This is a genomic window from Subsaximicrobium wynnwilliamsii (assembly GCF_007997225.1).
GTDB classification, from domain to species: domain Bacteria; phylum Bacteroidota; class Bacteroidia; order Flavobacteriales; family Flavobacteriaceae; genus Psychroserpens; species Psychroserpens wynnwilliamsii.
Genome location: NZ_VORM01000008.1, coordinates 107,414 through 126,402, shown reverse-complemented (window position 1 = coordinate 126,402; position 18,989 = coordinate 107,414). Strand labels below are relative to the sequence as shown.

The 18,989-nt window shown below is 40.5% G+C and carries 11 protein-coding genes and 1 tRNA gene; 8 read left to right on the top strand and 4 right to left on the bottom strand.

Features of this window, described 5'->3' with window-relative positions:
- Window positions 1-157 precede the first annotated feature (157 nt).
- The gene (gene tamL / locus ESY88_RS09320; RefSeq protein ID WP_147086380.1) at window positions 158-2,398 is read right to left on the bottom strand and encodes a translocation and assembly module lipoprotein TamL; all 2,241 of its coding nucleotides are present in this window, start codon (window positions 2,396-2,398) and stop codon (window positions 158-160) included.
- A gap of 48 nt (window positions 2,399-2,446) precedes the next feature.
- Window positions 2,447-7,540, bottom strand: coding sequence for a translocation/assembly module TamB domain-containing protein (locus ESY88_RS09315; RefSeq protein ID WP_317128679.1), 5,094 nt, complete (start codon window positions 7,538-7,540; stop codon window positions 2,447-2,449).
- 244 nt (window positions 7,541-7,784) lie between these two features.
- Between ESY88_RS09315 and ESY88_RS09310 the strand changes: the two genes are divergently transcribed.
- Window positions 7,785-8,417: a fasciclin domain-containing protein gene (locus tag ESY88_RS09310; RefSeq protein WP_223270783.1), complete on the top strand. Its 633-nt coding sequence runs from the start codon at window positions 7,785-7,787 to the stop codon at window positions 8,415-8,417.
- Between the two features lie 214 nt (window positions 8,418-8,631).
- Entirely contained in the window at window positions 8,632-9,399 is a 768-nt protein-coding gene (locus ESY88_RS09305; protein ID WP_147086383.1) for a M90 family metallopeptidase, read from the top strand.
- Window positions 9,400-9,417: 18 nt separating this feature from the next.
- Here the strand turns inward: ESY88_RS09305 and ESY88_RS21820 are convergent, their stop codons facing one another.
- Complete coding sequence (locus ESY88_RS21820) at window positions 9,418-10,266, bottom strand: YqiA/YcfP family alpha/beta fold hydrolase (protein ID WP_147086303.1); 849 nt, start codon at window positions 10,264-10,266, stop codon at window positions 9,418-9,420.
- Window positions 10,267-10,451: 185 nt separating this feature from the next.
- Window positions 10,452-10,527, bottom strand: a tRNA-Phe gene (locus ESY88_RS09295).
- Between the two features lie 190 nt (window positions 10,528-10,717).
- On the opposite strand from ESY88_RS09295, the gene ESY88_RS09290 reads away from it, so the two are divergent.
- The 6 genes from ESY88_RS09290 to ESY88_RS09260 all read left to right on the top strand — a co-directional run bounded on the left by ESY88_RS09290 (window position 10,718) and on the right by ESY88_RS09260 (window position 18,801).
- Window positions 10,718-11,446, top strand: a complete 729-nt coding sequence (locus tag ESY88_RS09290; RefSeq protein WP_147086304.1) for a type III pantothenate kinase — start codon at window positions 10,718-10,720, stop codon at window positions 11,444-11,446.
- Complete coding sequence (locus ESY88_RS09285; protein WP_147086305.1) at window positions 11,446-12,747, top strand: hypothetical protein; 1,302 nt, start codon at window positions 11,446-11,448, stop codon at window positions 12,745-12,747. Before ESY88_RS09290 ends, ESY88_RS09285 begins: the two co-directional genes overlap by 1 nt.
- Window positions 12,748-12,778: 31 nt before the next feature.
- Window positions 12,779-14,164, top strand: coding sequence for a tetratricopeptide repeat protein (locus ESY88_RS09280; protein ID WP_147086306.1), 1,386 nt, complete (start codon window positions 12,779-12,781; stop codon window positions 14,162-14,164).
- 23 nt (window positions 14,165-14,187) lie between these two features.
- Entirely contained in the window at window positions 14,188-14,757 is a 570-nt protein-coding gene (lptC, locus tag ESY88_RS09275) for an LPS export ABC transporter periplasmic protein LptC (RefSeq protein ID WP_147086307.1), read from the top strand.
- A gap of 254 nt (window positions 14,758-15,011) precedes the next feature.
- Complete coding sequence (locus tag ESY88_RS09265; protein WP_147086309.1) at window positions 15,012-16,301, top strand: hemolysin family protein; 1,290 nt, start codon at window positions 15,012-15,014, stop codon at window positions 16,299-16,301.
- Window positions 16,302-16,641: 340 nt separating this feature from the next.
- On the top strand, window positions 16,642-18,801 hold the full coding sequence (locus ESY88_RS09260) for a peptidylprolyl isomerase (protein WP_147086310.1): 2,160 nt from the start codon (window positions 16,642-16,644) through the stop codon (window positions 18,799-18,801).
- The last annotated feature ends 188 nt before the right edge of the window (window positions 18,802-18,989 follow it).

The window sequence follows — 18,989 nt, the reverse complement described above, 5'->3', positions numbered from 1 at the left end:
GTTCTTTTTATTGTTTTTTTTTCTTAACCCACAACCCACAACCCACAACCCACAACCCACAGCTCACAGCTCAAGGCTCATAGCTCAAAGCTCACAGCTCAAGGCTCACAGCTCATAGCTCAAAGCTCATGACTCATTGTCCTCAATTCTTTATTCCCTAAAACGGATACCCAATTGCAAAATTGAATACAGGTTGATCATATTGAAAATCGTATCGTTCGCCTTTAGGTAGCGATGGATCATGAAATGGTGCTGCCAAATCAAATCGAATCACAAAGCCTTGTACATCTACACGTAAGCCGAAGCCAACACCCATGCCCAATTCATTGATGAAATTCGATGAAAACTCATCTAAGCCATTGAAAGCAGGGTTGGGCTCGGAGTTCCAAACGTTACCTGCATCTGCAAAAACAGCTCCTTTAAAAAAGGAAACGATTGGGAAGCGATACTCTATGTTGGCTTCCAAACGAATGTTTCCGGTACGGTCAAAGAATCCACCGTTGTTGCCAGTGTCATTATCTTCATTATAGACACCAGGGCCAAGGGAACGGTTTCTAAAAGCCCTAACACTATATGGGCCTCCAGAAAAATATTGTTTCACAAAGGGAACAACGTCAGAATTTCCATAGGGGAGACCATAACCAGCAAATAATCGTGTGGCCAAGGTTTGCTGCCTGTCTTTGCCGAAGTTGAGATGAAATCTTAAATCGACATCGGCTTTGGCATATTGCGCGTATTCCAAGCCCAAAAACTCCTTGACCCCAGTCTCGCTATTTTCTTTGCCCAAGAGACTGATGGAATTTCCAGCCACATCCAAGGTTGAATTCACATAAAACTGATTGGGATCGTTGGCATCGACCATGCCATTATAAGTAAAAGATAGCGTAAGTCCTGATATGAATTGTTGATCAAAGCTGCGCTGTAAAAATGGATTTTCATCTAAAATCGTTTGAAATTCTGGCGTGGTATTGCTAAGGCTTGTGTAATTTATCGAAATGGGGTTAAGCTCATAGGTCACATATTTATTGGCATCCCAGAGGTAGCCAAAAAGTGCGCTACCAGAAAGCAGGGTATATAATTGACTGCGATTTAGATACTTTAGGCCCAAACTCGTTTTGGTCTTTGGTATGGAGTATTCAAAGAAATCGTCACCAATGTTAAATGGTGAGATCACTCGTGGAAAAATCAGTTCGCCTTTAAGACCCAGTTCCAAACTGCTCAAACCTCTGTTGTCGCCGCTCGCAATTTGTGTTTCATAACCAACAGTGGTGCTTATGTTCATGGTCTCACCGCCTTGAAACAAATTTCGGTTACTATAGGTAAGCGCTAAGTTAGGCCCTGTAAAACCATTGGATTTGGTAACCGCTTGTAATTCGGCACGCAGCGCCCGTTTAGTTAAAGGCGACAAATATATATTGGCTTCCAAAGCACCCAAACTATCGGTCATGGAGGAGTCGATCTCCTTGTACTGCACATTCACAAATTTGTAGGCACCAATGGTGGATAGGCGTCTGGCAGTGTTTTTGGAGGTTTTCGGATTGAAATATTGACCTTCCTCAAGTGTGATGTATTTATTGAGATACTTTGGTTTGAAGAATAAAGTGTCTTGATAAAAGTTTTTACTCTTGAAACGGTTGACTTCGATTTGGGTTGAATCGTTTAAATCGTAATTTGGATAGACGTTGATCTGTTTGATTTGATAAGGCACCAATGATTTCTTTGGCACTTCAGCTTTGAGCTTCATGAACAAATCAAATTGCTTATTGTTATATTGATTGGTATCGGCTTCAAAAATGAAAAAATCCGGATTGAAATTATAGTAGCCTCTTGATTTTAGTCCTTGTTCAATACGTTCACGCTCCAATTTCATGTTATTGAGGCTAAACCGATTAGTTTCTCTTAAGGGCGTATTGGCGGTCAACTCTTGCACATCCTTATAAATTGGACTTGGCATGGAATCTAGCTTGAAATTTGCCATCTTGTAAGGTTTGGGCACTTTCAAACGATAGGTCAAAGACGCTTCTAGAGAATCTTCAGTAAAAGAGGATGAAGAGGCACTGTAAAAAAATCCGCTATTTTCCAATCGGTTTAGTAAGACATCCTCAACTTCAAGAGGTGCTACATCGATTTGGTACACAGGTTCCTCGCCAATTTTTTTATTGAGGAAACGGTTGATGAAACCCGGTTTTTTACGTTGCGCCTTGTAATAAAAATACAAACCAGGTTGCATCCCAAGAAATTTGGAATTTGGTTCTGGTCGCAGTACGGTTTGTAATCGTTCCTTGAGTTCGTCTACCTCTGTGATGGAAGAATCTGCCTCAATTTCTATTGTGGCGCCTGTGTAAAGACGTTGGCCTTCTGGAATGAATTTTTTGACACTACAGGAGTACAAACCCATTCCGAAGCAAAAAAGTATGATGCTATATTTTATGGTATTATTCAAATCTTAATTTTTTTTATTTTCCATACTTTTTTCCGTGGCCTCCTGTTTTTTTTCAATCTCTTGCTTGGCCTGTTCAGCTTCAGCCTCATCCTTTTTGCTTTGTGAGCGCAACATGGCATCCCAAAGGTCTTTGAATTGGTTGAATTCTTGGGTAAAGATCAACGCAATACCACTTACAATGGTTTGTCCGTCAATGACATTCTCAAATTCACTTTTTCTGAAACCTTTGAGTCGGTAGCGTCCATTTTCGGTCAATAAATACTCTAAACTCACGTTGCCAACAAGCGGTGCTTGCTCACCTGGCGCACCGCTGCCTTGAATGTCTAGTTGGCTTCCCACGCGAACAATCAAGCGATCGTCAAATAATTTCTTTTGGGCAGCGACATCCAATTGGGTACGCTGGGTTGGGGACTCGCCTTGATAATCGGTATAGCTGTCTAGACCAAAATCCAAATCAATCCCCGAACTGCCCAAAACCTGATCTGAAAAAGTGTTCAATTGATCTGATACGGCATCGTTGAGATTGTCTCTCGCCACATTTGCGAAACCTCCCGAGCTGCCGTCACTGCCCGAGTTGGGGTAGAATTTATTGAGCACCAACAATGAGAATACTTGTTGATTGAGCTCGCTCTCCTGTTGATTCACTTGCTGCACTCGGCTATAAACCTGGCCGCCTACGGCGCCTTGTTCTTCCTCTGGCATGTCTAATTGAAATGAAATTTTTGGTTGCATCAAGTCGCCATCAATATTGAGATAGACATTAAAAGGAAGCACTTGACGGAATTTGCTCTTCACGGTGGCATCAGACCCAGAAATCCCTGCAGCCATAAGTGGCGAGGCCGAGGTTTCTATATTGTAAATCGCCCGCACATCCAGTTTGGCATCAAACGGGTCGCCAGACCAGGTAACCCTGCTTCCAGGTGCAATATTGAATTTCCGGTTTACTAAGTTATAAAGCGTCAACTCATAATGCCCATCTGAAATTTCATACGCACCAGTTAAATTAATGCGTCCGTTCGGGCTCATGGTGAGATTGAGATCGCCTTCGCCCTTGATTTTGAAATTGTCACCTGTATCCTCATCAATAATAATGGTGGCTGTAGCATTTTTGTTGATCTTGATAAGTGCGCTTACATCAAATCCCCTTACGGTGGCAGTTTCTTCTTTGGTTTGGGTAAGAATTGCATCTGGGTTTTCACGGTTCACAAAAACAACAACGCCATCCCGCGTTTCTACATTAGCAACAGAAGACGGCAACACATAGGTTACATCGGTACTGGAGTTCAATGAGAGTTTGGCATTTAGTTTTGGAAGCTGCAAATCGCCGGTCAATTTGGCGTTGACATCAAAAGCGGCCTTGCCATAGATCATCTCGTTATCTTCCTTGGTGGCATCTAATACCTGAAAATTAGTGGCTTTTAAATCCAGATTGAACGTGGGGTTGATAAAGCGCTCTGTCCCGATTTCTCCAGAGACCACCAAAGCATTATTATTGGCATCCAATACAGTGAAATTAGACATCGAAAGTCCGGCATTGTCGATGTTGAGCGTTTCATCCTTCAGAAGAAAATCGGTATTGAGTTTCGCGACATTGAATTTCGCCTCATTAAAGTTGAGACTGCCCTGGTATTGCAAATCTGATGTTTCTCCTGTAAGCTTGAATTGTCCGGAAAAATTACCGCTGGCGTTTTTGATCTCGCCCATGGAGAGATCGTTGAGGGCTTCCATTTTAAATTTGTTGATCTTGAGATCAAGATCCAGATTGCCACCACCCGTACTGGCTATATAATCTCCTTTTAGATCCAGGTCAACGTCGCCACCTTTCATATCGGCCTCAAAGTCATAACTATTATTTCCTAAGGATTTGGCATCCAAACTCAAGGTGCCCAAATCGCTTTTTAGGACTTGGAATTCTTGGATATTCAAATCGGCAACAATCCCAGTTTCCTTGAAAGGTGCTTCTATCACAAAGTTACCATTGAGTTCTCCTTTTGCCAATTGGGAGTCTGGGTTGAGATAATTGAAGACCTCTTGGATGTTGAAATTGGAGAATTCAATGGCGATGTGATTCTTGTCAATCCCAGCAAGCTTATTGGTTATATTGATGGATTGGTTGTCTCTAGAAATCTCAAACGCATTGAACTCCAGCTTACTTTGCGTGATGATGACCTCGTTATCCTCTGGGATAGTCCATTTTTTTTTATTCAGAATCAGACTGTCTGGACTCACATGAAAACGCAAGCGTTCGGAATTACCTGTAATCTTTGAATTGACATTCATGAGCTGAGTGCCTTTATTGCTGCCAGAGATATTCAATGAGAGCTCATTATTGGTTTGGTTGCCCGAAATTCTGGTTGACGGGATGTCTAAGGGGCCGGCAGAGAGGTTCTTGAAACCAAAATCGAATTTGAAATTATCTTCATCAGTATCCATAGCAAATACCAAACTGTCTAATTTATTACCGCTGTAATTGATGTGCGGCGCAGTGATATTGGCTTTGAGTTTTCTGGCCTTTTGATTGAAATCAACAGCTACATTAATGGTGTCCAATTCCTTTACATTCACTAAAAAGACATCATTCAATAAGGGAGATTCGGCAATTTTGGCCTCAATCTTGAGATTGACCGGGTTTTTTAGGGTGTCAAGTCGTTTCGTTTTTCTACTGAAATAACTAGAAACATGCAACTGCAAGGCTTTGCTGAAGGTTTGCGGATCTGTATTGGATTCTAACTTTAAGTCAAGCATCTTGTTGCGTATGGAAACCGAGGTGGTGTCTTGGGTCACATGCGCCAACGCATCAAATGCCCCTAATAAATAAGACTTGTTGTCGTACACCACAACCCCGTCTTCAATAATGGCCGAGACGTCGTAATTTTTCGCATTGCCTTTGAAATCTGCATACAGCTTAAGACCAGCTCTAACGTCGCGATTCATAAGACCTAAAGCTTGAAGGTTGGCTCCAACCACATCCAATTCTAAAGTGGCTTCAGGAGCGATGGAATCTAGAACGACTAAGGCATCTAAATTGGCGTTGAGGTTGTCGTCCTTATAATTAGAACGCACATGCCCTTGTCCGTTTTTGAGCTTACCGTTGATGTTGAGGTCGTTGATGGCATACCCCTTGAGCTGGAAAGACGTGATGTTCGCATCTAAAGTGGCATCTAAGGTGTTTATGGTTTTTCCGCTGCCTTCAGCCTTGACATTTAAAGTGAGCGCACCAAATTGCGGATTGTTGAGCAGTTCGTTGACCTTATAATCATCGATGGTCAAATTGAGATCAAAGGCGATGTTTGCTGCGTTTTTAAAATCGCCTCCAATTGTGGCAACGCCTTGTGTGGTGGTCAATTTTGCTTCCGCAGAAAGGTCTTCCAAATTGCCTTTGGCAGTTCCTGCTAAACGTACGTTTTTGGGGAAGGTGATGCCCATGTCCTGTTCATTCAGAAATAATTGAGCGGTTTCGCGCGTTGTTTCTGCGGAAAACTGCGGAATATCAAAGGCTAATTTTTTAGGATTGGTTGGGTTGAAGACCTTTCCGGAAGCTGAGATTTTTGTGTTTTTACCCCAATTGATGTTGATGTTAGGGAAATTGATGGCGGCCAAGGTGCCCGCAGCATTGATGTTGCCACGTATTTGTTTTTTGCTGAGCGTTTTTAGGTATTCGTTTTCTTCTAAGGAAGGTTGAAACTTGAAAAGTTCCTTTAAGGACAAGCTGAAGGATGGCAGGTTAAGCTGCACTTTTGTGTTTTCTGGCTGTTGCATTAATTTGGAAATCGAGCTGTAATTGAGTTCTACGTAGCCTTGGATGCTATTATCGTTAAGCTGAAACTTTAAATCCTCAAAATGCAATTGCTGGTTCGTCAATTCGAACTTAAACGCGAGTTGCTTCAGGTTGAATCCGGAAAATTCCTTGAAATCAAATTGATTCAGCTCCAATCCAGCCGCTTCGTCTCTTAAATAGAGGTCTTTTGCCTGAAGACTTAAATCTTCAATAGCAACCGCATTGGGGTTGAATTCCCCAGAAACAGGCCTGGCATCACCCACCAAATAGGTAAGCTTATTATTCTCAAAATCGATATCGGCGACACTCACTTCTATGGCAGGCCATTCAAAAGCTTTTGAGCCTTCTGTTTTGCTTTGGTTTTCTGGCTTCGGTTTTTTATCGGCAAGTTTCGTTTCGGTCTCAGTATGGAAGAGGATCTTGGAATCCTTCAGCAGGATCTGGTCTAAAATGAATTCGCTGTTTGCCAGGTTGATCTGAGGGATTTCAGTATAAAACTGACCTATGTCCAAATCGGCGATCACTTGGTTGGGTTTTGATTGATAATACGCCTTGACATTTTGGAGCTTAAGGCTTTCCGCAGATAGTTTTGGCAGTGGGACATCGGTTGATGTGGTATCAGTAACCGCAGGATTCTGGATAAATTGGATGTTGGCATTGGTCAGTTCCAATTCCGAAGCATTGAAGATCATCTGTTCCAAATCAATAGTTTCCATACCTGCCTTGAGTTCGCCAATCTTATATTTGGATGCAATGCCTATAACCGCATCATTAAAAACAATGTCGATGTCCTTAAGGTTCAGGTTTTTAAGGATCAAATTGAGAGGGGTCGAGGTGGTATCTGTGGCAACCGAGGTGGTATCGGCAGCAACAAAAGCATCGATCAAAAATTGAAAATTATAGCCATTTACCGAATCCTTCCTAATGATATTGGCGCGCAAACCCTCCCAATCCAGTGCTTCAACGCCAACAGCTTCGCCATTGATCGTTGCCCAAAGAGGGATGTTGGCTTCGAGCGATTTAGAATAAATGAGTGTATCGCCTTTGGTGTCTTCCAAATAAAGACCGTCAAGCTGCACATCGCCATCAAAAGTGATGAATAAGCGATCAATAGCCACTTTAGTGTTCGTTTTATCGGAGACAAAATTCACGACCTTGTCTACGATGATCCCTTGTCCCCACGGGCTTCTCACAAATAATACCATCAAAAACAAAAAAACAAGAATCCCAAGAAGAACGCGAAGGATGCGTCTCAACCAACGGTAACTTCGCACGTTTTTGGTCTTTGTTTCATCAATATCGGTTTCTGTGTTTTCCAAGCTGTAAAAATAAGGGTATAAAAGTAGTATAATTGCTTTAATTGCTTAGATTGTTAACGCAAATTGTTTCTTGTGCAGTATTAGCAGGGCATCCATTCCAAAGTCTGATTTTAGCCAGATTTTGATTTGGATTTAAGAATTTGCAAATAAATTGTTAAATTTATACTAAATCATTGCATTGGAAAACTTAAAGCAGATTACCTTCGTATATTAGTCTATAAACCAATAAACACTAAAACAAATTATGAAACTTACAATGAAAAGAATTTTTACATCAGTGATGTGCTTGACCTTAGTATTTATGACCGCTTGTAAAGACGGCAAAGCAGAAGAAGAGGCAGCAGCTAAGATGGAACAAGAAAAAATGGATCAAGAGAATGCAGATAATGAGACTGCAATGCAAGAAGAAGCAATGAGAGAAGCTCAAGAAAATAGTATTGCTTCGAAAGCAATGGCTACAGAAAGTCTTTCTACTTTAGTTGCTGCTGTTAAAGCTGCAGATTTGGCAACGATGTTATCTGAGCCAGGTGATTATACTGTATTTGCTCCCAACAATGCTGCTTTTGATAAATTACCAGCAGGAACAGTGGAAACACTTTTGAAGCCTGAGAATAAAGAGCAGTTGAAAGGAATTTTGACGTATCACGTTGTTCCAAGTAAGGTTGACGCTAATACTTTAATAGCTGCAATCAACGATTCTGATGGAAAATATGTTGTTAAAACTGCCAATGGTGGTGAGCTAACAGCTACTTTAAGTGGAGAATCTGTAATCTTAACTGACGCTTCTGGAAATAAGTCTACCATCATCGCTACAGATGTACAAGCATCTAATGGTGTGGTTCATATTATAGATACCGTTGTTATGCCAAAAGCGTAAAACATCTTTAAACAATAAAATAAAAGCTCAATCGTAAGATTGGGCTTTTTTTTGTTTTCATTTGAAGCTACCTAGCGGAAGCAGTTAGTTTAGAATATGCCACTTTGGAGATCTCCCAAGTAGATTTTACTGTTATGGTATTTTTTTTTGCCTAAGCCGAAATTAATCAAGAAAAACTTAACTTAGGAATTGCAAATAAACAAGATTCGTTATGGTGGTTTATATACTTATTTTTATTCTTTTGGTGGTTTTTGTGGGCTACAGCTTTTATAAGATGCGAGATAGAAAAGCGGAGCCTTTCCCAGGACATTGGCATGGATTAATGATGGAGGAGGTTGCTTTTTATAAAGCTTTGCAGCCAAAGGAACAAACCCGTTTTCAAAAGCGAACCATGCAGTTTTTGAGTGAGGTGTATGTGGATGGCGTTGATTTGGAAGTAACCGACTTGGATCGCATCCTCTTGGCCGCAAGTGCCGTTATTCCCGTTTTTGGGTTTAAGGAATGGCATTATAAAAATTTGTCGGGCATCTTGATCTATCCCGATAATTTCAATGAAGATTACCAATTTTCCGATTCCAGCAAAGAGCGACGAATCTCCGGTGTTGTTGGCAGCGGTCGCCTGGAAAGACAGATGATCATCTCCAAAATAGCCTTGCATCACGGGTTTAGAAACTCCAGGGACAAACGGAATACCGCTATTCATGAGTTTGCTCATCTCATTGATAAAATGGACGATCGCGTAGATGGGGTCCCAGAAGTATTGCTGCAAAACGTGTACACCATACCTTGGTTGAAAATGATACACGATGAAATGGAGGCCATCAACAACAACCAATCAGACATTCGCGCTTATGGCGGTACCTCGCAAGCCGAATTTTTTGCAGTTGCTTCCGAATATTTTTTTGAAAGACCAAAACTTATGAAACGGAAGCATCCTAAAGTTTATAAGATGCTTAATTTGTGTTTTGGGTTGAAAGGGTAGGGCTGGCGGAACCTATAATTAGGACGTATTCCGTTGATTCAAAAACCGGATATAATTCCCCAAGAGTCCGCGTATTTGTTGCGCGGCAACAGGGTTTGCAGAATGCACCTTATAGTGTAGGTTTCTTAAGTCGAGTCCAGATTCATAAACCAGCCATTTGGCTGCAGCTAATCCGTCGGGTGCCACTTTTCCATCTGTGCCAAGGCCAAGATCGTTATCGAAACTAATAAAATCGGGGAGACCGTTTTTTTTGATATAGTCTACAAAGGCATCATAAGTTCTCACGATGTCAAACTCGGGTTCAAAGGTAGTGTCATAAACCATGTTGACGGTTCTAATGTCGTCTAAGAAGAGTCTTTTCGGTTTCAAATGACCTGGAGGCAGACGCTCAAATAACGAGCTGACTTCCTCTTCAAAAATTTCAACTGGTATCCGATGTTCCAATTCAGGTCGAATCTGGATGCTGTAATTTTGTGGTTGCATTAATAAATTAGCTAAAAAGTCTAAAGTGTCTTCTGTTATGACAACAGAGTCTTTTGAGCCTAGTACTAAATGAATGCTATTGGCATTGGTTTCTGGTGCGTTAGGTATATTTTGAAACACGCTTCTATTAGCCAATGCTGGATTAAATAATAAAGCGGGCAATTGAAATAATTTAGATAGATAATAGCCTGCGAAACCACCCATACTACTGCCAATGACCAAGTCTATGTTGGCATCTTCAAATTGATCGAACAAGCTACTGATACTATCGGGATTATTTTCATAATCAATGGTTGGGGCTTCTACGTTTCCGTAGCGTTCTAAAGCCTTCCTTTTTTCGGGGCTTAGGCTACTGTTCAATCCGTGGAGATAAAGTATGTTCATTGTCTTTTAATCGTCTTCAATTTTTATAGCCCCAACAATTTACAAAAATACTGAAGCCAATTTAAAAAAGATTGCCTTGAAATATTGAGATTGATGCTACCGCCTTCAACTCCGAAGTTTCGGAGGGAACCCGGGCATGACTTGACATAACCAAAAAACCCGATCTAAAATAGATCGGGCTTTTCTGGTGGTGCCTCCAGGAATCGAACCAGGGACACAAGGATTTTCAGTCCTTTGCTCTACCAACTGAGCTAAGGCACCAGTCGTTTAAAACGAGACTGCAAATATATACGCATTTTTGAGATTCGCAAAAAGAAACTTTAAAAAATTTAGGAATGTTTACCCAGCGCGCCCCTAACTGGCTTGAATTCATGATACAATGTTATAATTTGGTTAAGGTACAACCTAACCTAAAGCATCGTTTTGTAGATTTAGCACTTTGTCAAACACTATGAATTTAATTATCGATGTTGGTAATACCCGCGTTAAGCTGGCCGTTTTCAGTCAAAATGCGCTGCTTTTCCAACAAGCTATATTACTCAAGGAGTTTGAGTTTGAGCTGGAGGCGACTTTAAAAGCCTATCCGGCGCTCAAGAAGGCGATCATTGCTTCCGTAGGGAAGCTTGCAGCATCTCAAGTCGCGCTTGTAAAAGCTAGACTTACCGCCTTAGAGCTTTCGCAAGATCTAAATTTTCCATTTACCAATTTATATAAAACACCCCACAGCTTGGGTGTGGATCGTATCGCTTTGGTAAGTGCCTCTGTTTTTAAATTTCCGAATAAAAATGTATTGATTATAGATGCAGGCACCTGTATTACCTATGATTTCATCAATGCCCAAAACCAATATCTGGGTGGCGCCATTTCCCCGGGCATTAGATTGCGTTATGAATCACTTCATAACCACACTGCCAAATTACCTTTACTGCCAACCACCAGACCAGTGGCACTCATAGGTAATGCGACCAATAGCGCAATACATTCTGGCGTAGTGAATGGGATTTCAATGGAAATTGATGGTATCCTCAACGATTACCATAATAATTATTCAGATTTAACAGTTATTTTAACAGGTGGTGATGCCGAATTTTTGTCAAACCAATTAAAAAATGGCATATTTGCCACTTCAAATTTTCTTCTCGAAGGTTTGAATTTTATTTTAGAATATAATACAAACTAATGATAAGAAAACTTGTAATAGTTTTAATTGCCTGTTACGCCGTGCAAACACACGCTCAAGAAGGAACTGCGTCTCCATATTCCTTCTACGGAATTGGAAGTTTAAAATTTAAGGGTACGGTAGAAAACAGGAGTATGGGTGGTCTTAGCATCTATACAGATAGCATTCATGTCAACCTGAAAAACCCGGCAGCCTACGTAGGGCCAAATCTTAAAATCTGGAATAACGAGGCCAGACCCGTGAAATTCTCCATCGCTGGAAGCCAAAGCAGTATCAACTTGAAAGCCAACTCTGGCGAGGCAAAGGTAAGCACGACCACTTTTGATTATATGGCGCTTTCATTGCCTTTGGGAGATTTTGGAGTCGGTTTTGGACTGGTGCCCTACACTTCGGTAGGTTATAAACTAGAGGATTTTGATGATAGTGCATTGCGCAACCGTTATAAAGGAGAAGGGGGCGTCAACAGGGCATTTCTAGGTTTGGGTTATCGCATAACCGATAAGTTGAGTGCTGGTATTGACGTCAATTATAACTTCGGAAACATACAAAACAGCGCAATCGAATTTGTATATGATGGCGAGGGTAGACTGGTACAATACCAAACCAGAGAGAATAACAGATCCGATTTAAGTGGCATCAATTTCAATCTTGGTTTGACTTATAAAACCATGATCAATGAAAAGTTGGAAATGCAAGCTGGCTTGACTTACTCACCAAAAAGCAATATCACTTCCAAAAACCAAAGAGCCTTTTCTACCATTTCTGTAAATACTGCTGGTCAAGAATTTTTGGTCAATGGTTTTGACGCCGATCTGGCAAGTCTTGGTTTGGAAGAGACCGATTTAACCTTGCCATCCCGATTCTCTATAGGTGCGGGTATAGGTGCGCCAAGAAATTGGTTTGCAGGATTGGAATATTCAAGACAGAACACAAGTGAATTTGCGAACCCAATAGTTTCAATAAATAATGCTAATTTTGTAAATGCCTCAAGTGTTGCACTTGGTGGTTTTTTTGTTCCAGACTACAATTCATTCTCAAGCTATTGGAAACGAGTGACCTATAGGGCTGGTGTGCATTATGAGAACACAGGTTTGGAGATCAATGAGCAAAGCATTAACGAGTTTGGCATATCTTTTGGAGTAGGGTTGCCAGTGGGAGGGATATTCTCTAATACTAATCTCGGGGCAGAGATTGGCAGAAGAGGCACCAAAGATCTAAATTTGATCCAGGAGAACTTCTTTAACTTGCAAATTAGTTTGTCGTTGAATGACAGATGGTTTGAAAAACGTAAATATAACTAACGTAAATATAACTAACATAAATAGAAACAAGATGAAGACAAAAATAACAGTAATCATTGCAGCTTTGTTGATGGCGACCAACTTTAGTTTTGCGCAACAAAATGAAAACTGCATGTTGAACTTAACATTAATGAACGACTACGTTAAGAATAAAAAATATGATCAGGCATATGAACCATTCATGTCTGTAAGAAAGGAATGCCCTAAGTTTAATCTTATCATTTATAAATTTGGTGAGAAAGTTCTAAATCATAAAATAGATAACTCATCAGGTGCTGAGAAAGAGGCGTTTATTGAAGATTATATTGCACTTTTAAATGAAGCTGGAGAGCATTTCCCAAGCAAATACGCTAAGGGAGAAGTGCTTGAAGGAATTGGTATCTTGCTTTATGATAACCAAGAGCTCCTCAATAAGAGCGATATGGATGTGTATAACGCGTTTGACAATGCCTTCAAACAAGATTTAAAGAATTTCACAAGCACTAAGGGCTTATATGTGTATTTCACTAAAACGGTGGATCTTTTCAAAGCTAAGGAAATTGAATTGCAACAAGTATTTGATAAATACGATGATGTCTCTGAGCAATTGGAGAATTTAAATGAAGGCTATACCAAGTCTGTCAATGAATTAATTGAAAAAGAGGAAGCTGGTACAGCTTTGAAAGATAAAGAAGCGCTCTACAAAAAATACTATTTGGATAAATTGGAGGCCAACGGAAAGATCTCTGGTAGCTTGGATAGCTATTTAGGCCAATTGGCAAATTGCGAGAACTTGATCCCATTGTATAAAAAACAATATGAGGAAAAGTATAATGATGCGGTTTGGTTGAAGCGTGCAGTGAGCAGAATGTACAACAAAGAGTGTACTGAAGATCCATTGTACATTGAATTGGTCAAAAAATATGACGAAGTTGATCCTTCCGCAGATACTAAATATTTTGTATCCACAATATTGCGTGAGCAAGGAAAAATCAAGGAAGCAGATCAATATGTGAGACAGTCTTTTGATTTGCAGACCGATAAGTTCAAAAAAGCGAGGTTGGCCAAGAGAATCGCGGCTGGCTTTAAAAATAGAGGCGACTATAGTACGGCAAGAAACTATTATAGAGACGCTTTAGAACTTAACCCATCAGATGGGACGCCTCACTTGCACATTGCAAGCATGTATGCCAAAAGCGCAAACAGCTGTGGTGACGACAACTTCAATAAGAGAGCGGTGTTCTGGTATGCAGCACAAGAGGCTAGAAAAGCAGGTCAAGTTGATCCCAACTTGAGATCGAACTCAAGTCAAGCGGCTGCATCTTACGAGGCCAATGCGCCAACCAGAAGTGAGATCTTTACCAAAGGTAATGGTGGCTCAACCATCAATATCGGGTGCTGGATCGGCGGAAGTGTCGTGGTTCCTAAAGTGGACTAATATCACTAGTACCTTTTATTTCAATGAAGAAATCTTGTTTATATTTTAATACTTGCATAGTCACAACATTTGTTGTGACTATGCTTTTTTCATGCAAAAACAACTTTAAGGAGGTGCAGCAAATTGGTGTGCTTCAAAATCAGCCCATAGGTGTTGCCAAGAATATCAATTTGAAATATACTGAAGCTGAAGATTCCATTGGCCGCTTGATTGCCAATTTGAAAAGTCCTAAAATGTTGGATTATTCTAATCGTGAATTTGCTTTTCAAGAGTTTCCTGAAGGGGTAGTCTTATCGCTCTTTGATGAGAAAGGTCAGAAAAATGTGGTTTTGGCAGATTATGCCATCGTCTATGGCGAGACCGATCTTATCGACATGCAAGGCAACGTTATCTTGATTACCCCACAAAAAGACAGTCTATTTGCCGAGCAAATGTATTACGACCAAAAACAGGAATGGCTGTTCAGCAACCTGCCTGTGAGTTTGAAATCGGCGACTTCCAACAGTGGCCATGGCGATATTTTTGATAGCGATACCAAGTTCAAGAACTACACAATTTTAGAAGGCAGAGGCGATATGATCGTAAAAGATTGATACGGGCGCTTCAGTTGTTAAAACATCTTTATCTTTGTACCTTAATTATTAGAGCCATAAATGAAACTCCTAAATTTTTTTCAATACGTTTATTTAATTTTTGCCATTCTCTTCATTGTTGATGGATTCTATAGTTTGGGATCAGATGGTAGCAGGGCCATCATTTCCTTTATTTTTGCAGGGTTGGCCATTTTTATGTTTTTCTTCAGAAGGCGTTTCAAGAAAAAGTTTGAAAACAGAAAAGATTCCTAAGTATGGATCTTAGCATATTGATCATCATTTTAATGTTGTTGCTTTCGGCGTTTTTCTCCGGAATGGAGATCGCCTATATTTCCTCCAACAAGATCCATATAGAGATCGAAAAAAAACAGGGTGATTTTTTGGCCAGTATTCTTACGAAGCTCACCGCAAAGCCCTCAAAATTTATTGCCACCATGCTTATTGGTAACAATATTGCACTGGTCATCTACGGTTTTTTAATGGGAGATGTGCTTGTAGCCTGGTTCCAATCGATGCTGCCTTCACAATATCCAATGGTGCATTACCTACTTTACGATTTTAGCCTGCTGAGTCAAACCATCATATCTACCATAGTAATTTTGATTACCGCAGAATTCCTTCCGAAGGTGTTTTTCCAGATCTATGCGAATTCCTTCTTAAAGATCTTCGCATTCCCAGCGTACCTGTTTTATCTCTTGTTTTGGTTTATGTCCTCATTCATCATGTGGATTTCAAATAGCATCTTAAGACGTTTCTTCAAAACTGAAGGCGATAACGTGCAGCTCGCCATGACGAAGATTGAGCTGGGAAACTACATTAGCGAGCAAATGGAATCGGTTGAAGAGCACGATGAGGTGGATAGTGAGATCCAGATTTTTCAAAATGCGCTTGAATTTTCCGAAGTAAAGGCGCGTGAAGTGATGGTGCCACGTACCGAGATCGTTGCGGTAGAAGTGAGTGAGTCCCTTAAGACCATCAGCAACTTGTTCATCGAGTCTGGCCTGTCTAAAATACTGGTTTATAAGGAAAATATTGATGATATCTTGGGCTACGTGCATTCTTTTGAACTTTTTAAAAAACCAAAATCACTCAAGGCCATTACTATGCCAGTGGTGTTTGTGCCAGCAACGATGCTGGTCAAGGACGTGCTGAGTATCCTTACCAAAAAGCGAAAAAGTATGGCAGTGGTCATAGATGAATATGGCGGTACCGCAGGGATTATGACCATTGAAGATATCGTGGAGGAACTTTTTGGCGAAATTGAGGATGAGCACGATAGTGTGGCATTGATCGAGGAGAAATTGGGCGTACATCATTTTAAGTTTTCAGCACGATTGGAAGTTGACTATATCAATGAGACCTATAAACTTAATTTGCCGGAAAGCGAAAATTATGAAACCCTCGGCGGCCTTATAGTTCACGCGACGGAAGGGATTCCACAGGTTAACGATACAGTGATCATGGCCACCTATAAATTTAAGATTTTAGAGGTGTCCTCCACTAAAATAGATTTGCTGGAGCTGCAGGTTATTGGGGAAGACTGAGTGGTTTCGGGTTATAAATTCAAGGTTCAATGTTCAAGGTTTTGGCTTGCGAATTTGAAGTTCAAAAAGTAGCGACTTCGTTTATGAGGATTGGGCTATTTGGTTTTTTGCCTCAGTTTAATGATATGTTCTGTGATGGCTTTTTCAATAAGGCAGACCTCTAACCTTAATTCCAACACATCCACATCGAACAACGCAACAAATCCACAAGAAGCAAGTCTTTATTTGTCAGTATTTTCAATAGAATTTATTATAGCTAATAAAAAAGACAATCTCCTTTCATAATTTGATAGAAAATGGTATTTTCGCCCACTTATTACATGATAAATAATACATAAAAATGGCAGTTTTAAATAAGATTAGACAACGTTCATTGTTTTTGATTTTAATCATCGCATTAGCGTTATTTTCATTTGTACTTACTGATTTGTTCAGAAATAGTGATGCGCTGTTTGGCGATTCACAAGATGTTGTGGCAACCGTAAATGGCAATAAAATAGATCGTAACCAATTTATGGGGCAAGTGGAGAGTCTCCAACAACAAATGGGGCCACAGGCAACTTCAACTCAGGTTATGAACCGTGTTTACGATCAAGAAGTGCGTCGCGCAGTGATGAGCACACAATTTGATGAATTGGGGATGAGCGTTGAAGAGGATGAAATGCGGGATTTGCTTAAACAGAATTTCACCAGCTATCCAGAATTTCAAAATGAAGCAGGTTTGTTTGATGAAAACAAATTGAATGAGTTTGTCGCTAATTTAAAAGCCATAGCTCCAGAGCCTTCTATTTTGGGTAACTTTAGAATCACTTATAACGATTGGGTAAACAATGAAACCAATATTGCCATTGGTGCGCAAGAACGCTCTTATTACAATATGGTCAAGGCGGGTGTGAATGCAACCCTGAATGAAGCAGAAATAGAACACAATCTAGAAAACTCAAATAGAAACCTTAAGTATGTACAAGTGCCTTACAGTTCTATCAATGACAGTTTGGTAGCGGTTTCTAAATCTGATATCAAGGATTACATTGAAAAGAACAAAAAGAAATACGAAGTTGAAGCATCTCGCGATATCGCGTTTGTACAATTCAATGAAGAACCAAGTTTGGAGGATGAGAAAAATTTAAGTTCTGAATTTGATATGTATTCTAACGGCAAAGTGCTTTTTGAAAATGGTAAAAATGATACCATCCAGGCATTTGCGAAGGTTGAGGACTCCAATATTGAGAATTACGTCAATTTTACCGCAAATTCTGAAGAAAAATATACAGATAGTTTTATTAAAAAATCTGGTTTGCCAGACGTGGTTGCAGATACGCTCTATAAACTTAATGTAGGCGATGTCTATGGGCCTTACAAGGATGATGGGATGATGAAACTTACCAAAATTGTTGCAGAAAAGCAAATGCCAGATTCCGCTAAAGTACGTCATATCTTAATACCTTTTATAGGAGCGAGTAGTGCAGGTCCAGATGTGACCAGATCTGAAGCACAGGCCAAAGCCACTGCAGACAGCGTTTTGACGGTTGTTAAAGCGTATCCTTCAAAATTTCCAGAATTGGTAACCGCGTTGTCATCAGATCAAGGCAGTGTTGAAAATGGCGGCGAATACGATTATCACCCAAGTACGCAAATGGTAAAGCCGTTTAGTGACTTTGAGTTCCAAAATAAAACCGGAGATATTGATGTGGTGCAAACGCAGTTTGGTTTCCATGTGATTGAGATCTTAGGTCAAAAGGGAGAATCTAGAGCAGTGAAAACAGCAACCATCGCTAAAAAGGTTGAGCCATCAACAGAGACCATTGACAATGTTTTTACAGAGGCCTCCAAGTTTGAAATGGCCTTGCAAGAAGCCGATTTACAAGACGCAGCAAAAGAACGTGACATGGCGATTAAACCCGTAAATGGTATCAAGGTATTGGATGAAAACATTCCAGGCTTAGGCAGTCAAAGGCCAATTGTACGTTGGGCTTTTGAAGAAGGTACTAGCGTAGGGGATTACAAGCGTTTTTCCATCCCTGGTGGTGGTTATGCAGTAGTTCAAGTGACCAACAAAACCAAAAAAGGTTTAATGAATCCTGAAAACGCTTCAGCTTCAGCCTTATCTGAAATAAGAAAAGGAAAGAAAGCAAAAATGATTCGTGAGAAAATCTCAGGAACCACACTTGAAGAGGTTGCAAAAACACCAAGTGCTAAAACCAATACAGCCTCTGCGGTTAACATGAAAAATCCAACCTTGGCTGGTGCAGGTTTGGAACCTAAAGTGGTAGGTGTTGCCTTTGGATTGAAAGAGGGTGAAACTTCTGGATTGATTGATGGTAATAGCGGTGTGTATGTGGTTTCGGTTCTTAAAATCGAGCCGACTTCAGAATTGGAGAACTACCAAGGTGTCGCCAACAGATTGAGCAGAACCAGAGCAAACGCAGCACAATCCAAAGTGTACAATGCCTTAAAGGAAACTGCTGAAATTGATGATAACCGAGCAAGATTCTACTAAAAATCTGTGTTTAGATAAAGAAAAGCCTCGCGATTTGCGGGGCTTTTTTAGTTTTAGTTTCCAGTTTCCAGTTTCCAGTTTCCAGTTTCCAGTTTCCAGTCTTCAGTCTTCAGTCTCTAGTCTCCGGTCTCCGGTCTCCAGTCTTCAGTCTCCAGTCTCCAGTCTCCGGTCTTCAGTCTCCAGTCTCC

Excerpts from the sequence above, each read along its gene's own strand:
- tamL (WP_147086380.1), bottom strand. The coding sequence starts at position 2,398 with ATGGGTTTGTACTCCTGTAGTGTCAAAAAATTCATTCCAGAAGGCCAA.
- ESY88_RS09310 (WP_223270783.1), top strand. The coding sequence starts at position 7,785 with ATGAAACTTACAATGAAAAGAATTTTTACATCAGTGATGTGCTTGACC.
- ESY88_RS21820 (WP_147086303.1), bottom strand. The coding sequence starts at position 10,266 with ATGAACATACTTTATCTCCACGGATTGAACAGTAGCCTAAGCCCCGAA.
- ESY88_RS09290 (WP_147086304.1), top strand. The coding sequence starts at position 10,718 with ATGAATTTAATTATCGATGTTGGTAATACCCGCGTTAAGCTGGCCGTT.
- ESY88_RS09285 (WP_147086305.1), top strand. The coding sequence starts at position 11,446 with ATGATAAGAAAACTTGTAATAGTTTTAATTGCCTGTTACGCCGTGCAA.
- ESY88_RS09280 (WP_147086306.1), top strand. The coding sequence starts at position 12,779 with ATGAAGACAAAAATAACAGTAATCATTGCAGCTTTGTTGATGGCGACC.
- lptC (WP_147086307.1), top strand. The coding sequence starts at position 14,188 with ATGAAGAAATCTTGTTTATATTTTAATACTTGCATAGTCACAACATTT.
- ESY88_RS09265 (WP_147086309.1), top strand. The coding sequence starts at position 15,012 with ATGGATCTTAGCATATTGATCATCATTTTAATGTTGTTGCTTTCGGCG.
- ESY88_RS09260 (WP_147086310.1), top strand. The coding sequence starts at position 16,642 with ATGGCAGTTTTAAATAAGATTAGACAACGTTCATTGTTTTTGATTTTA.